The sequence below is a fragment of the Microbacterium aureliae genome (genome assembly GCF_054780155.1).
Genome location: NZ_BAAGWW010000002.1, coordinates 363709 through 378161 on the forward strand (window position 1 = coordinate 363709; position 14453 = coordinate 378161).

Sequence of the window (14453 nt, forward strand, 5' to 3'; positions counted from 1 at the left end):
GAGCCGCCTGTGACCGAGCCGCCTGCGACCGAGCCGCCCGTCACCGAGCCCGCCGGCGGCGAGCCCGCCGGCGACGCCACGCCGCGGCATCCCGCCACGCGCGAGGAGCTCAGCGCGCTGCCGCTCGAGGTCGCGCCGCGGCTGCTCGGCGCCCACCTGTCGACGCTCGTCGCGGGCGACCGCGTCACCGTGCGGATCACCGAGGTCGAGGCGTATCACGGCCGCGGCACGGGCGACGTGCCGGACCCGGGCTCGCACGCCCGCATGGGACCCACCGCCCGCAACGCCACCATGTGGGGCGAACCGGGTCACCTCTACGTGTACCTCAGCCACGGCATCCACTCGTGCGTCAATGTCGTGTGCGGCCCCGAGGGCACCGCCGGCGGGGTGCTGCTGCGCGCTGCCGAGGTCATCAAGGGCACGGATGCCGCCCTGCGGCGACGCCCCGCGGCGAGAACGCACCGCGACCTCGCGCGCGGGCCGGGGCGACTGGGCGACGCGGTCGGTCTGCGGCATCCGGTGCATGACGGCATCGACGCGGTCACCGGTGACGACCTCGCCGGGGCACGGGCGTGGCTGCGTCTGCTCGACGAACCGGTCGCCGCCGTCGCGACCGGGCCTCGCGTGGGGGTCGCGGGCGAGGCGGGCGGCCACGGGTATCCGTGGCGGTTCTGGATCGCGGGCGACCCGACGGTGTCGGCGTTCCGGTGGGGCCGCGGAGCGGGCCCTGTCAAGCCCGACACGCCCCCCGTGCTAGGATGACTCTTTGTCTGCGCGCACTCCAGCACGCAGTTCGTGTTCCGGTGCGTCCGCGCCCGGGACGCAGACAAGGGATCTTGGGTGGGGCCGTCCGGCTCCCACGGTACTAAGGAGACATCACCATGGCAGCAGTGTGCCAGGTGACCGGAGCAGTTCCCGGCTTCGGTCACAACATCTCGCACTCGCACCGCCGGACGAAGCGCCGCTTCGACCCGAACGTGCAGAAGAAGACCTACTTCGTTCCCTCGCTTGGTCGCAAGATCACGCTGAACGTGTCGGCCAAGGGCATCAAGGTCATTGACGCCCGCGGCATCGAGTCGGTCGTGAAGGACCTGATCGCGAAGGGTGTGAAGCTCTGATGGCCAAGAAGGCACAGGACGTCCGTCCGATCATCAAGCTGCGTTCGACCGCCGGCACGGGGTACACCTACGTGACGCGCAAGAACCGCCGCAACAACCCCGACCGCATCGTCCTGAAGAAGTACGACCCGGTCATCCGCAAGCACGTCGATTTCCGAGAGGAGCGTTGATCCATGGCTAAGAAGAGCAAGATCGCGCGCAACCAGCAGCGCCAGGAGGTCGTCGACCGCTACGCCGCCAAGCGCGCCGAGCTGAAGAAGGCCCTGGTCGACCCGACCTCGACCGACGAGCAGCGCGAGGCCGCCCGCGTCGGCCTGCAGAAGCTTCCCCGCAACGCGTCGCCGGTCCGCCTGCGTTCGCGCGACGTCATCGACGGCCGCCCCCGCGGTGTCCTCACGAAGTTCGGCATCTCGCGTGTCCGCTTCCGTGACATGGCGCACCGCGGCGAGCTGCCCGGCGTGACCAAGTCGAGCTGGTAAGCCAGTACGCGAAGCATTTCGCTGTGAAGGCCCGGAGTTCCTCGGAACTCCGGGCCTTTCCCGTTGCCGCCGGGGGCAGGATGGGCAGATGCCGCTGGACCCCTTCTTCGAGCAGCGCCTGCGCGTGCACCGCCGGTACCTCTTCGACCAGGCTCTCGGCACCCTGCGCTCCCGGCTGACGTCCCGTGTCGCGTCGCTCGGCTCCCGCCTCCCCTTCCTTCGCTTGCCCTGGATGTCGGCGTTCGCGCCCTCCACGCGTACATCCACGACAAGCGAAGCGAAGCGGGGCGCGGGGGGCGCGGGCGGCGCGGGGGACGCGCGTGCTGATCGCGGCGTCGCGGGCGGCGCCGCGGCGCCGCACGCCCGCGCGCGGGCGCGGCACCGGCGCGCGGCCCTCGCCTGGGACCGCACCGAGCTGCAGACGGTCGGCACCCCGGGGCCCGGCATCCGGACCAGCGAGCATCTCGTCGAGGTCGCCGGACACCCCGCGGTGCGGGTGCGCGTCTATCACCCGCGCGACGACGGCGAGGCGGTGCCGGCGGTGCTGGCGTTCTTCGGCGGCGCGTTCCGCATCGGGGGGATCGACTACCCCACGACGGATGCCGGTTTCCGCCGCCGCGCGGCCGATTCCGGTGTCGCGGTGGTCGCCGTGGACTACGCCCTCGCCCCTGAGCACCGGTATCCGACTCCGGTCGAGCAGGGGTACGCGGCGCTGCTCTGGCTCGTGGAGTCCGCGGCCGCGATCGGCGTGGACGCGGACCGGCTGGGGATCCTCGGCACCTCGGCCGGAGCCGGCATCGCCGCCGCCGTCACCCTGAAGAATCGGGACGGGGCGGCGATTCCGCTGCAGGTGCAGGTGCTCGAGGTGCCGGTGGTCGACCTCACCGGCGGAAGCCTGGATCTGCGGGCGACGCGGGCCCTCGGCATCCCCCGTCTCATCGTCGCGCGCGAGCTGCGCTCCGTCGCGCGCACCTATCTGCCGTCCATGCGCGCCGCGCGGGAGCCGTACGCATCGCCGCTGCGCGCCGCCTCGCACGCCGGCCTGCCGCCCGCGGTGATCCTGACCGCCGAGTTCGATCCCTTGCGCGGCGACGGCGACGCCTACGGGGCCGCGCTGCGGCGCGCCGGAGTCGATGCGAGCGTCGTGCGGTACCAGGGCGTGACGCACGACACCCCGATCTTCACCGGCGCTCTGCCCGCCGCACGCCGCTGGCACGACGACGTCGTGTCCGCCCTGCGCCGCCTGCACGCCTGACCTCGCGGCGTCGCCGCGGGGCGTCGGCGGTCGGCGGATGCCGGAGTCAGGGGTCGACGCGGTGGCCGGAGCTGGTCGCGACGTGGGCCAGGACCTCCGCGGGGGATTCGCCGCGCACGGGCGCGCGCGGCGGACAGGCGGGCGTCGCGCTCGGCGAAGTAGAAGATCTCGGTGTTCTGCACGAGGTCGGCCGTCAGCGCGGCGAGCGACTGGGTCACCCAGCGCACCGTGTCCCGCGCGGCGGCGGGTCCGATGGCGGCCAGCTCGCGCGTGAGTCCCGCCTCGTGCAGCCCGGTGAGCTCGATCGCGAGTGCCCGGCGGCGCGCGAGCGCGGGATAGAGCTGCATGAACCACGACACGGATGCCGACAGCAGTGCGAAGCCGGTGAGCGCCTCGAGGGGCGAGAGAACGCGGATGAACGGGTCGGTGGGCACCGCATCGCCAAGACCCAGGGTCGTCAGGGCGACCAGCGAGAATGTCAGGGCCTCGAAGAACGGCAGGTAGCGACCGGGATCCACGCCCGAGTACGCGAAGCCGTCGGGCACGTGAGGCAGGTAGACCAGGGCCCAGCCGACAGCGATCAGCACCACCCACAGCCCGATCGTCAGCAGCACCGTGAGCGCGCCGCTGGCCACGAGCGCGCGAGGCCGGCGCCTGGCCACCGCCCACGCTCCGCGGAAGATCAGGTGGGTCAGGCGGCCCGTCGCGCTCGGCCGCAGCAGGGTCTGGAAGACGTCGATGAGGGCGATCAGCACCAGGAGCGCCCCGGCCACCGTGCTCACGACGCTCATTCCTTCAGCGTACGGCGGGGTGCTCCCACATCGGCCACATCCGTCACTTCCGACCCCGACACGCCGGGGCGAATTGGCCCAAAGAGTCGAAAATCCGCGAATTTCCGGGGTTTCTGGCTATAGTCGAGGCGGTCGATCCGACCAGCCGACGGGCACGACGCCCCTCGGTCCGAGCAATGAAGAAGGCAGCGGATCCCGCCGCCTTTGGAGGACACACCTAATGGCCGACAAGTCCATCACCAAGACCGAACTCGTCGCGAGCATCGCCAGCGCGACGGGCCAGAGCCAGTCCGCCGTCTCGGGCGTTCTCGACTCCCTGTTCTCGACCGTCTCCGAGGCCGTCGCCAAGGGCAGCAAGGTCTCGATCCCGGGCTGGATCTCGTTCGAGCAGGTCGCCACCTCGGCCCGTACCGGCCGCAACCCGCAGACCGGCGAAGAGATCGCCATCCCCGCCGGCAAGCGCGTCAAGGTGACCGCCGGCTCGAAGCTGAAGGCTGCCGTCAAGTAAGACGTCGTCGTCGGAAGGGGGATGCCGCTCGCCCGGCATCCCCCTTTCGCATGCCCGATTAGGCTTGTGTGGTGGATTCCCGTGCCCTGCGGGCCGCCGGGCCCGCCATTCTCGCCGTGTCGGCCGTCGCCGTCCTGGCGTGGGCGCTGGCCTACGGCGGAGCCGTCGAGCCGCTCCTGATCGGGGATCCCGGACCGCTCGTGCGCTGGGGCCTGCCCGCCGCGAAGCTCATCGTGAACCTGTCGGCCGCGGGCCTGGCCGGCACGCTGGTCACAGCGCTGTTCACCCTTCGCGCGGGTGAGCGCGAGTTCGACACGGCCCTGGATGCAGCATCCATCTCTGCCGCCCTCTTCACGCTCGCCTCGGCCGTCGTCGGCTTCTTCACCTTCGTCGACGCGTTCAACCCCGTCGTCAGCGCGAGTCCGGAGTTCGGGGCGCAGCTGGCAAGGTTCCTCGTCGAGACGGAGCCCGGCCGCACGTGGCTGATCACCGCGATCGCCGGCGCCGTCCTCACCGTCCTGACCTTCGCGGTCCGCTCGTTCACCGCCGTCTTCCTGGTCGCGGTGCTCGCCGCCGCCTCGCTCGTGCCCATGGCGACGCAGGGGCACTCCGGCGATGAGGCCGACCACAACTCCGCCGTCGTCGCCCTCGCCCTGCACATCGTCGCCGCGGCGGTGTGGCTCGGGGGACTCGTGCTGCTGGTCGTCGTGCGGCCCGTCCTGGACCGCGCCCGCATCGCCGACGTCGTCGCGCGGTACTCCAGCCTCGCGCTGGCCGCCTTCATCGTCGTCGCGCTGACGGGAACCGTCCGGGCCGTCGTGGGGCTCCGCACGTGGGACGCGCTGTTCTCGCCGTACGGACTGATCCTGATGGTGAAGGTCGTCGCGCTCGTCGCCCTCGGGGTTCTCGGCGCGTGGTACCGGCGACGCGTCATCGGGCGGCTGGCCGAGGCACCGGCATCCCGAGCGTTCTGGGGCTTGATCGCCGTGGAGCTGGCCATCATGGGAGCGGCCAGCGGCGCGGCCGCGGCGCTCGCCCGCACGCCCCCTCCTGCCGGCGCCGGGCTGCCCCTGCAGCAGACGCCGGCCGAGATCCTCACCGGCGCGCCGCTGCCGCCGGAGCCGACGCCGGCCACCTGGGTGACCGCGTGGGACATCGACCTGCTGTGGGCGGTCGCCGCGGGGCTCGGCGCGTTCTTCTACGTCGCCGGAGTGTGGCGGCTGCGCCGCCGCGGCGACGCGTGGCCGGTGCACCGCACGATCACGTGGCTCGCCGGTGTCGCGCTGCTGGTGTGGGTGACGGGCGGCGTCGTGAACGTCTACCAGGATTACCTCTTCAGCATGCACATGGTCGGACACATGCTGCTGACGATGGCGATCCCGCTGCTGCTCGTGCTCGGCGCCCCGGTGACGCTCGCCGCGCGGACGATCCGCAAGCGGGACGATGGCACGCGCGGCGGCCGCGAGTGGATCCTGTGGGCCGTGCACTCGCCGTTCTCGCGCGTCGTGACGCACCCGTTCGTCGCGGCGGCGCTGTTCATCGGGTCCCTGTGGGTGTTCTACTACACCGACCTCTTCCGCTGGTCGCTGTACGACCACCTCGGTCACGAGTGGATGATCGCGCACTTCTTGATCACCGGATACCTTTTCGCGCTGTCGCTCGTCGGCGCCGACCCGGTGCCCTACAGGCTGCCGTATGCCGGACGGCTCCTGCTTCTCATCGGCGTCATGGCGGTGCATGCCTTCTTCGGCATCGCGATCATGATGCAGGAGGGCCTGATGATCGCGGACTGGTTCGGCGCGATGGGCCGCACGTGGGGGGTCTCGCCGCTCGAGGACCAGTACATCGGTGGCGGCGCGGCGTGGTCGATCGGCGAGATCCCGACGCTCATCCTCGCGGTGATGGTGGCGATCCAGTGGTCGCGCAGCGACACCCGCGAGACCCGTCGCCGCGACCGGCACGCCGACCGCACCGGAGACGCCGAGCTCGACGCCTACAACGCCCGCTTGGCCGAACTGGCCGAGCGCGACGCGCGCGCCGCCCGGCGATGACGCCCGCTCCGCGCGTCCTGGACTGGGACGGACTCCGCAATGTCCGCGACCTGGGCGGCCTCACCACCGACCTGTCGCCGACGGGCACGACGCTTCTCGGACGCGTCGCCCGTGGGCCGCGGCGAGAACTGCTGACGGATGCCGGGTGGACTGCGGCATCCGCGTGGGGCTTGCGGTCGATCGTCGACCTGCGAGCAGCGGACGAGGTCGGTCCTCGCGAGGGCGACCCGGCGGTGCCGGCCCCGCCGCAGGTGGCCGTCACCCTCGCGCCGACGGAGGACCAGCGGCATCCCGAGTTCCGGGCCGTATGCCTGCCGATCCTGGACTCGCCGGAGTACTGGCCGCACAACGTCCGCATCCTGCCGCACCTGGTGCGCGGAGCGCTCGAGGCGGTCGCCGACGCGGAGCCGGGAGTGCTCGTGCACTGCGCGGCCGGACGCGATCGCACCGGGATGATCAGCGCCCTGCTGCTCGCCCACGCGGGCGTGCCGGCCGCCGAGATCGTCGCCGACTACGCCGAATCGGTGCGGGCGATGGCGGGCGCCGCCCACCACGGCGGACCCACCCCGGACCGGCAATCCCGGTGGACGCCGGCGCAGGCGGCCGCGTGGCTCGGAAGCGTGGCGCACCACGTCCATGCTTTCGTCGCCGACCCGCAGGCGGTGCTGGACGCGGTGGGGCTGGACGACGATCGCCGCCTGCGGCTGAGGGGCCTGCTCACTGCCCCGTGACGGCCGGGCGCCGGCATCCGTCGGTCGGAAGTGTTGTCGCGCCCGCCCCCGCATTGCGCGTACGGATCACGTGATGCGGTGGTTCGGGGGAGGCGGCGGCGGGGTTGCTGACGCTGTCCGCGGCTACCGCGCGCCATAGCGACGGATGCCGTCAACCAACCCCGCGCCCCCACCAACCCCCACCCTCACCGGGTGTCGGGGCCGGACACCACGATCGACGCGGTCCCGTCGGGCAGCACCGAGATCCGGGCGGTCACGATGAACGGGACGTCCTCGGACACCGGGTAGATCGACCCGTCGAAGAGGGACTGGACGTCGACGTCGAGGTGCGCGACGGCGTCGGTGTCGGGGATCCGCCAGCCGGCGCCGTCGGGGACGACCTCGACCGGCGGATACTCGGCGATCGACCAGTCGGGGGTCGACACGACGCGGTCCTGCAGCACGAGCCCGAACGGGCAGGCGGTCGGCTGCAGCACCTCCTGCGTGGCGCAGTTGTCGAGGAACTCGTCCACGCGGTCCTGCACGACGCCGATGAACTCCTCGGTGGGCTTCGTCTGCACCGTCACCGGCACGTTGGTGAACGGGCTGTCCGACACCACGACGACCCCCGGGCTCTCGGAGATCGGGGTATCGACGGCGACGGAGTACACCCCGGGCGAGAACACCAGCAGCGGCACCGCGTCGGCGGGGTCGGCATCCACCCCGTCGACCGAGACCTGGCGCTTGTCGATCGCGAAGCCGTTGACCTCGAAGCTCATCGACCCGCGCACGGTGAGGTCGAGCACGGCCAGCGGGCTCCGCGCGAAGCGCCACGTCGGCGCGACCCCGATCATCCCCGCGCGCTCGACGGCGAACACGGCCTGGCCCTCGTACCCTCCGGAGCGGTAGTCCGCCGTGACCCGGGTGATGCCGGTCTCGGCGTCGGTCGACTCCGCGACGATCACGATGTCGCTCAGCTGCGCCAGCGCCGCGCGGCGCAGAAGGGCTTGGGATGCCGTGGCCGGCAGGCCCGCATCTTCGAGGGCGGCGGAGTCCACCGCGACGCCGGGTACGGCAAGTGCGTCGGCGGCCCGGCCGTCCGCGAGGAGCGACAGATACCGCTCGACGAACGCGCCGGGGCTGTAGAGCTCGCGGTAGAGGAAGGCGCTGGTGGCCCACACGGCTCCCGCGAGCAGGGCGAACAGCAGCGCCAGCACGGCGAGGAACGGCCAGACCCGGATGCGCTTGGGCGGCGCGGGCGTGGGGGCATCGGATGCCGGCGGCGCGGGCGGGGGCGTCCTCACGGGCCCGGCGGCTGCAGGCGCCGACGCGCGCGCAGCGTAGGTGTCCACCGCCCCTTGGTCCACAGGGTCAGTCTAGGAACCCACACCTGGGAAACGGCAGGAGCCGCCGCCGATTACCATGAACCGGTGACCAGGCCGCCGCTCTCTGCCGAACAAGAGGCGGTCTTCCGGCTGATCGAGGACACCCGCGAGCACGTGTTCGTCACCGGGCGCGCAGGAACCGGCAAGTCGACCCTGCTGCAGCACCTGGCGTGGAACACCTCGAAGACGATCGCCGTGTGCGCGCCGACGGGCGTGGCGGCCCTGAACGTCGAGGGGCAGACGATCCACTCGCTGTTCCGGCTGCCGATCGGGTTGATCGCCAACACCCAGCTGGACCAGTCCGACGCGACCCGCAAGATCCTCAACGCGATCGACACCCTCGTCATCGACGAGGTCTCGATGGTCAACGCCGACCTCATGGACGGCATCGACCGGTCGCTGCGGCAGGCCCGCGGGCGGCGGTCCGAGCCCTTCGGCGGCGTGCAGGTCGTCATGTTCGGCGACCCGTATCAGCTGGCCCCGGTGCCGCCGCGCGGCGACGAGCTGCGCTACATCCGCGACCACTACCGCTCGTTCTGGTTCTTCGACGCGAAGGTGTGGAACGGCGAGGCGGCGACCGACGGCATCCTGGATGTGGGGTCGTACGGCGCCGATCTGCGCGTGCGCGAGCTGATCGACATCCACCGGCAGGCGGATCAGTCCTTCAAGGCGATGCTCAACGCCGTCCGCTACGGCCGGGTCACCGCCGACATCGCGCAGGTGCTCAACGACACCGGCGCCCGCACGCCCCCCGACCCGGCCGAGGACGAGACCCCGATCATCACCCTCGCCACCCGCAACGACATCGTCAACACCATCAACCGGCGCCACCTCGATGCGCTGCCCGGACGACTGCAGACCGCCAACGCCGAGGTGAACGGAGACTTCGGGCGCGGGGATGCGGCCTACCCCGCCGACGCCGAGCTGCGGCTCAAGGTCGGGGCGCAGGTGATGTTCCTGCGCAACGACACGTCGTCCTTCGGCGAGCCGCCGCGCTGGGTGAACGGGACGATCGGAACAGTCACCCGCATCGCCGGCGAATCCGTGCGGGTGGACATCGACGGTGACGAGGTCGATGTCGAGCCGGCGGTGTGGGAGAGGTTCCGCTACGCGTACGACCCCGGCTCGAAGTCCCTCAGCCGCGAGATCGTCGCCGAGTTCACCCAGTTCCCGCTGCGGCTGGCGTGGGCGGTGACGATCCACAAGTCGCAGGGCAAGACCTACGACCGTGCCGTGATCGACCTGGGATCCGGCGCGTTCGCGCCCGGCCAGACGTACGTGGCGCTGTCGCGGCTGACCTCGCTCGACGGCCTCTACCTGTCGCGGCCGCTGCGGCCGAGCGACATCCGCGTGGACCCGGACGTGCAGCGGTGGATGGCGGACAGGCGCGCCGCCGCCCGCCCCGCGACCGCCTGACGCGTCAGCCCGCGCGCTTCGCGGCAGCGAGCTCCTCGAACACCTCGGTGTTGAACCGGTAGGCGAGCAGCACCTCGTCGATCACGCGCTCCTGTTCGGCGTCGTCCCACGGGGCGGCATCCAGCTGCTCGCGGTAGACGTCCTTGAACGCCTTCGGGTCGGCGATGTCGTCGAAGACGTAGAACGCCACCCCGTCGGTGTCGAAGCCGAAGCGGCGGGCCATGAGCCGGCCGATGTACAGCCCGCCCGACAGGTCGCCGAGGTAGCGGGTGTAGTGATGGGCGACGAATCCGCCCGGCCAGGTCCGGCCGACGTGCTCGATCCGCTCGACGTAGCGCCGCGTGGCCGGCAGCGGCGTGATGCGCTGCCGCCAGTCGTCGCCGATGAGGTAGGTCAGGTCGGCCTCGAGCGCCGGCACGCGGGTCAGCTCGCGCGACATGAAGACGCGCGCGACCGCGTCCTCCCGCATCCGTTCGGCGGCGCGTTCGAGGGCGTCGTAGATGAACCAGTGCTGGGCCACCAGGGCGACGTAGTCGGCGCGCGTGCCGTCGCCGGTGACGAGGTCGGACATGAAGCCGGCCGATTCACTCGACGAGTGCGCCTGCGACGAGCGCTCGCGCAGCTCGGCCGAGAACGGAGTGGTGTCGTCCATCCGCTCCATGCTAGGCGCCGCCCCCGACCCGCCCCTGTGAGGCCTCAGCGGGGCGTGACCCCCAGGCGTTTGCACGCGGCGCGGTAGAGCGCGACGATCTCGCGCCGCACTTCGGGGCGCTCCGAGATCGCGCCCTGCGGCCACGCCACGCGGACCTCGGTGTGCGAGCCGTCGGCGCGCTCGACGAGCCAGGTGCCGGCATCCCCGTCGAGCCCCGTCATCGTCGCGGCGACGGCGTCCTCGACCGCGAACGCACGTGCGATGAGCAGGCTGTCCCCGGCATGGTCCTCATTCATATGGCGAAGGATGCCGGCGGTCGCGCCCGCGTCGAAGGTGTGCGTCACCTCGCCAGCCTACGAGCCGGATTGTAAGGGAATGTCCTGGTGCGAGCGGCGTGTGTTTGAATCTAAGGACGATCCTCGGGGAGTGTTATGCCGTTCCGACCCACCACGTGGTCCTCAGCGACGAGGAGCACCGCGGCCGTCGTCACTGCAGCGGCCCTGGTCCTGGGCCTCTCCGCCTGCTCCAACGACGTCTCGGTCTCGATCGACGTCCCCGCTCAGGTCGAGGGCGACTTTCCCGAAGAGACCCTGACGCCCCTGCGCGAAGCGGTCGACCGCGCGGTCGTCGCCAGCGGCGCCTCGGGGGCGATCGTCGGGGTGTGGGCGCCGTGGAGCGGCAGCTGGGTCTCGGGTGTCGGCACGACGACGCCCGGCGGCGACGAGGTCACCGCCGACATGCAGTTCCGCGCCGGCAAGATCACGCGGGCGATGACGTGCGACGTCGTGTACGAGCTCGCCAAGGAGGGCGTCCTCGACGTCGACGACGACGTGGCCACTCACGTCCCCGGCGTCGCCGACCTGACCGACGTCACCCTCGAGATGCTGTGCGACAACACCAGCGGCATCGGCTCGTACTCCGAGCGGCTGCTGCGCATGTGGCTCGACAATCCGGAGCGCAAGTGGGTGCCGCTCGAGCTCGCCACCTATGGGCTCGGGCAGGAGCGCACGGCCGAGCCGGGCGCCCGCTACACCGACTCGGATGCCGGCTACCTGCTGCTGGGCCTCGCGCTCGAGAACGCCAGCGGCGAGCGGATGTCCGCCCTGCTGCGCGAGTACGTCACCGACCCCCTCGACCTCGAGGGCACCTACCTCGCCGCCACCCCCACCGAGGCCCCGCGTCTGAGCGGTCTGCGCTCCCCGCGCGTGGAGGGCACCTGGGACTGCGCGGAGCCGGCGGACGTCTCGAACGTCTCGCTCACGACCGCGTTCACCGACGGCGGCGTCATGACGACGATCACCGACCTCGGTCGGTACACGCAGGCGCTCGCCACGGGCACCCTCACCGGCACGTCCCGGTTCGACGATGGCAAGCCGCCGTCGCCGACCTCGTCGTCGTGGTACACCTACGCCGGCGGTGCGTTCCGCGCCGGGTCGATGGTCGGCCAGACCGGCTCCGTGCCCGGGTACCTGACCTCCGCCTACGCCGACCCCGACACCGGCCTCACCGTCGCCGTCGTGCTGAACAACTCCTCGGCTCACCCGAACTTCGCCGGCTGGCTCGCGTTCGAGCTGGCCGCCATCGCGTCGAAGGCGCCGGCGGCGTCCGGGCAGGAGGCCCCAAGCGCCGGCCTGCCGTGGACGCCGGAGCAGTTCTCGAAGACGATCGACAAGAACGCCGTCTGCTCCGCACCGACGGAGTGAGCGCCACCGCGCGTCCGGCCGGGGCGCCCGCCGTCCTGCTCGTCGTGGCGGGCCTGGCCTGCCAAGAGATCGGGGCGTCCTTCGCCGTCCTGCTCTTCCCCGAGGTCGGGCCCCTCGGCATGGTCATGCTGCGGCTGGTCTTCTCAGCGGTGCTGCTTCTGTTGATCGCCCGTCCGCGGCTTCGCGGGCACACGGCATCCGCGTGGCGTGACGTGGTGTGGTTCGGCGTCGTCCTGGCCGTCATGAACGGCTTCTTCTACCTCGCCCTCGAGCGTCTCGCCCTGGGCGTCACCGTGACGATCGAGGTGCTCGGACCCCTCGTGCTGTCCATCGTCGCCAGCCGCCGCGCGTCGGCGTGGGTGTGGGCGATCGTGGCCTTCGCGGGCGTCCTCGCCCTGGGCGGCGGCGGGTGGGACCGTCTCGACCCGCTCGGCGTGGCGTTCGCACTCGGCGCCGCGGCGAGCTGGGCCTTCTACATCCTGGCGTCGGCGCGCGTCGGCCGGGTCTTCCCCAAGCTCGACGGGCTCGCCCTCGCGATGGCGGCGGGCGCGCTGCTGTCGCTGCCCTTCGGGCTGACGGATGCCGGTGCCGCCCTGCTCCGCCTCGAGCTGGTGGCCCTGGGGGCGGCGGTGGCGGTGCTGTCCTCGACGATCCCCTACGCGTTCGAGCTACTGGCGCTGCGGCGACTGCCGGCATCCGCCTTCGCGATCCTGATGTCGCTGGCACCCGCCACGGCCGCGATCGCCGGATTCCTGCTGCTCGGCCAGCACCTGACGTGGCTCGAGATGGTGGGCATCGCCCTGGTCATCGCCGCCAGCGTCGGGGCCGTCCAGGCATCCGCGCGGGCCGCGCGCCGGGCGGCCGAGCCGCTGGGGTGACGAGCCGCATCCCGTCCGCGGCCTCCCTTCCGTTACAGATCACGTGATGCGCACGAGATCACCCGCTGCGAACCGGAAACAACGGGTGAGGTCGTGCGCATCACGTGATCCGGTCACGCCTGGGGCCGGGGCCGTGGCCCGCCCGCGGTACCGTGACCAGATGCGCGCGATCGTGATGGATGCCGTCCGGCAGCCCCTCGCGGTGCGCGACGTGCCCGCACCCGCGGCGGCGCCAGGCGGTGTCGTGGTCGAGGTGCGTGCCACCGGGCTGTGCCGCAGCGACTGGCATGCGTGGGCGGGCCACGAGGACATCGCCCTGCCGCACGTCCCCGGGCACGAGCTCGCCGGGGTCGTCGTCGAGGTCGGCGACGGCGTCGGGCGGTGGTCGGTCGGAGACCGCGTCACGGTCCCGTTCGTGTGCGGCTGCGGGCGCTGCCAGTGGTGCCTCACCGGGCAGGCGCAGGTGTGCCCGGACCAGGAGCAGCCCGGCTTCACGCACTGGGGCTCGTTCGCCGAGCGCGTGTCGCTCCACGCGGCCGACACGAACCTCGTCCCGATCCCGGATGCCGTGTCCTTCGAAGCCGCGGCGGCGCTCGGCTGCCGGTTCGCCACCGCCTTCCGTGCGCTCACCGGCCGCGCCCGCGTCCAGCCGGGGGAGTGGGTCACCGTCGTCGGCGCCGGAGGCGTTGGCCTGAGCGCCGTCATGATCGCCCGCGCCCTCGGTGCGCGGGTGGTCGCCGTGGACCGCAACGACGCCGCGCTCGCCGCCGCTTCCCGGCTCGGCGCCGAGCACGTCGTGCACGCGGGCGACGCCGACGTCCCCGGTCGCGTACACGAACTCACCGGCGGCACCCACGTCTCGATCGATGCCGTCGGCAGCGAGCAGACGGCATCCGATGGGGTCCTCAGCCTGCGCCGCCGCGGCCGGCACGTGCAGGTGGGTCTGCTGCCGTCGGCGACGGGATCGTCCGGGATGCCGATGGCGCGGGTCATCGCGTGGGAACTCGACATCCTCGGCAGTCACGGCATGGCCGCGGCCGACTACCCCGCCATGCTCGCCCTCATCGAATCCGGCGCGCTGCGCCCCCAGGACCTGATCGAGCGCGTGATCGGGCTCGCCGACGCCGCGGAGCTGCTGCCGCTGCTCGACCGTGCGGCGCCCGCGGGCATGACGATGCTCGACCCGCGGATGCCGTGACGGGCGGGGTGCCGCGATAGCGCTCGCGGGGCGACCCCGGGGTTTCTTCGCGAGCCAAGGGGTTCCGCGCGAGACCGGGGCGTCGCCCCGTGTCTGGCCGCGATCCCCGCGGCTCGCCAACCCCCCCGCCCCCCTCCCCGCGAGCGCTCGCCGGCTGCGGCGTGCGCGCTGCCGGCCGAACCAGGGGATTCCGCGCGAGACTGGGGACGTCGCCCCGTGGCTCGCCGCGATCCCCGCGGCTCGCCGCCACCCGCACCCCCACCCCCCCGGCCACCCCGACCCACCGACGCCCTGACCCCGCACCCCCAC

15 protein-coding genes and 1 pseudogene are annotated in these 14453 nt (G+C 72.3%); 12 read left to right on the forward strand and 4 right to left on the reverse strand.

The features are described 5' to 3' along the window. Window positions 1–9 precede the first annotated feature (9 nt). The 5 genes from ACYVF4_RS07775 (at window position 10) to ACYVF4_RS07795 (ending at window position 2852) form a co-directional block, all read left to right on the forward strand. Window positions 10–762 (forward strand): DNA-3-methyladenine glycosylase, encoded by a 753-nt coding sequence (locus ACYVF4_RS07775; RefSeq protein ID WP_460721430.1) that lies wholly within the window; start codon window positions 10–12, stop codon window positions 760–762. A 119-nt stretch (window positions 763–881) separates the two neighbouring features. Further along, entirely contained in the window at window positions 882–1118 is a 237-nt protein-coding gene (rpmB, locus tag ACYVF4_RS07780) for a 50S ribosomal protein L28 (protein ID WP_055987914.1), read from the forward strand. Further along, complete coding sequence (gene rpmG / locus ACYVF4_RS07785) at window positions 1118–1288, forward strand: 50S ribosomal protein L33 (protein WP_018173550.1); 171 nt, start codon at window positions 1118–1120, stop codon at window positions 1286–1288. Before rpmB ends, rpmG begins: the two co-directional genes overlap by 1 nt. A gap of 3 nt (window positions 1289–1291) precedes the next feature. Further along, the gene (gene rpsN / locus ACYVF4_RS07790; protein ID WP_169583741.1) at window positions 1292–1597 is read left to right on the forward strand and encodes a 30S ribosomal protein S14; all 306 of its coding nucleotides are present in this window, start codon (window positions 1292–1294) and stop codon (window positions 1595–1597) included. 88 nt (window positions 1598–1685) lie between these two features. Then, complete coding sequence (locus ACYVF4_RS07795; protein ID WP_460721433.1) at window positions 1686–2852, forward strand: alpha/beta hydrolase; 1167 nt, start codon at window positions 1686–1688, stop codon at window positions 2850–2852. 353 nt (window positions 2853–3205) lie between these two features. On the opposite strand, the pseudogene ACYVF4_RS07800 reads toward ACYVF4_RS07795, so the two are convergent. Further along, window positions 3206–3643 (reverse strand): annotated as a pseudogene (locus tag ACYVF4_RS07800) (ion channel); the annotation flags it as partial. A gap of 220 nt (window positions 3644–3863) precedes the next feature. Between ACYVF4_RS07800 and ACYVF4_RS07805 the strand changes: the two are divergent. The 3 genes from ACYVF4_RS07805 (at window position 3864) to ACYVF4_RS07815 (ending at window position 6933) form a co-directional block, all read left to right on the forward strand. Continuing rightward, a complete protein-coding gene (locus ACYVF4_RS07805; protein ID WP_460721435.1) occupies window positions 3864–4151 on the forward strand; it encodes an HU family DNA-binding protein in 288 nt (95 codons plus the stop codon). A gap of 71 nt (window positions 4152–4222) precedes the next feature. Next, window positions 4223–6202 carry a cytochrome c oxidase assembly protein gene (locus tag ACYVF4_RS07810; RefSeq protein ID WP_460721437.1) on the forward strand — a complete coding sequence of 660 codons (1980 nt, stop codon included), beginning with the start codon at window positions 4223–4225 and terminating at the stop codon, window positions 6200–6202. Next, the gene (locus ACYVF4_RS07815) at window positions 6199–6933 is read left to right on the forward strand and encodes a tyrosine-protein phosphatase (protein ID WP_460721439.1); all 735 of its coding nucleotides are present in this window, start codon (window positions 6199–6201) and stop codon (window positions 6931–6933) included. The genes ACYVF4_RS07810 and ACYVF4_RS07815 overlap by 4 nt, the downstream gene beginning before the upstream one ends. Window positions 6934–7118: 185 nt before the next feature. Here ACYVF4_RS07815 and ACYVF4_RS07820 read toward each other — a convergent pair whose 3' ends face one another. Continuing rightward, window positions 7119–8279: a hypothetical protein gene (locus ACYVF4_RS07820; RefSeq protein WP_460721441.1), complete on the reverse strand. Its 1161-nt coding sequence runs from the start codon at window positions 8277–8279 to the stop codon at window positions 7119–7121. A 63-nt stretch (window positions 8280–8342) separates the two neighbouring features. Between ACYVF4_RS07820 and ACYVF4_RS07825 the strand changes: the two genes are divergently transcribed. After that, entirely contained in the window at window positions 8343–9713 is a 1371-nt protein-coding gene (locus tag ACYVF4_RS07825; protein WP_460721443.1) for an ATP-dependent DNA helicase, read from the forward strand. A gap of 4 nt (window positions 9714–9717) precedes the next feature. Here the strand turns inward: ACYVF4_RS07825 and ACYVF4_RS07830 are convergent, their stop codons facing one another. Continuing rightward, window positions 9718–10365, reverse strand: coding sequence for a biliverdin-producing heme oxygenase (locus ACYVF4_RS07830; protein ID WP_460721445.1), 648 nt, complete (start codon window positions 10363–10365; stop codon window positions 9718–9720). A gap of 44 nt (window positions 10366–10409) precedes the next feature. Next, a complete protein-coding gene (locus tag ACYVF4_RS07835) occupies window positions 10410–10709 on the reverse strand; it encodes a DUF2470 domain-containing protein (protein WP_460721447.1) in 300 nt (99 codons plus the stop codon). Window positions 10710–10796: 87 nt separating this feature from the next. On the opposite strand from ACYVF4_RS07835, the gene ACYVF4_RS07840 reads away from it, so the two are divergent. The 3 genes from ACYVF4_RS07840 to ACYVF4_RS07850 all read left to right on the forward strand — a co-directional run bounded on the left by ACYVF4_RS07840 (window position 10797) and on the right by ACYVF4_RS07850 (window position 14144). Beyond that, the gene (locus ACYVF4_RS07840) at window positions 10797–12068 is read left to right on the forward strand and encodes a serine hydrolase domain-containing protein (protein WP_460721449.1); all 1272 of its coding nucleotides are present in this window, start codon (window positions 10797–10799) and stop codon (window positions 12066–12068) included. Beyond that, entirely contained in the window at window positions 12065–12946 is an 882-nt protein-coding gene (locus ACYVF4_RS07845; RefSeq protein WP_460721451.1) for an EamA family transporter, read from the forward strand. The genes ACYVF4_RS07840 and ACYVF4_RS07845 overlap by 4 nt, the downstream gene beginning before the upstream one ends. A 160-nt stretch (window positions 12947–13106) precedes the next feature. After that, complete coding sequence (locus ACYVF4_RS07850; protein WP_460721453.1) at window positions 13107–14144, forward strand: zinc-binding dehydrogenase; 1038 nt, start codon at window positions 13107–13109, stop codon at window positions 14142–14144. Window positions 14145–14453 lie beyond the last annotated feature (309 nt).

Bases quoted from the DNA above. Each gene is read 5' to 3' on its own strand.
- ACYVF4_RS07795 (WP_460721433.1), top strand. From the start codon at position 1,686: ATGCCGCTGGACCCCTTCTTCGAGCAGCGCCTGCGCGTGCACCGCCGG.
- rpmB (WP_055987914.1), top strand. From the start codon at position 882: ATGGCAGCAGTGTGCCAGGTGACCGGAGCAGTTCCCGGCTTCGGTCAC.
- ACYVF4_RS07850 (WP_460721453.1), top strand. From the start codon at position 13,107: ATGCGCGCGATCGTGATGGATGCCGTCCGGCAGCCCCTCGCGGTGCGC.
- ACYVF4_RS07840 (WP_460721449.1), top strand. From the start codon at position 10,797: ATGCCGTTCCGACCCACCACGTGGTCCTCAGCGACGAGGAGCACCGCG.
- ACYVF4_RS07815 (WP_460721439.1), top strand. From the start codon at position 6,199: ATGACGCCCGCTCCGCGCGTCCTGGACTGGGACGGACTCCGCAATGTC.
- ACYVF4_RS07805 (WP_460721435.1), top strand. From the start codon at position 3,864: ATGGCCGACAAGTCCATCACCAAGACCGAACTCGTCGCGAGCATCGCC.
- rpsN (WP_169583741.1), top strand. From the start codon at position 1,292: ATGGCTAAGAAGAGCAAGATCGCGCGCAACCAGCAGCGCCAGGAGGTC.
- rpmG (WP_018173550.1), top strand. From the start codon at position 1,118: ATGGCCAAGAAGGCACAGGACGTCCGTCCGATCATCAAGCTGCGTTCG.
- ACYVF4_RS07830 (WP_460721445.1), bottom strand. From the start codon at position 10,365: ATGGACGACACCACTCCGTTCTCGGCCGAGCTGCGCGAGCGCTCGTCG.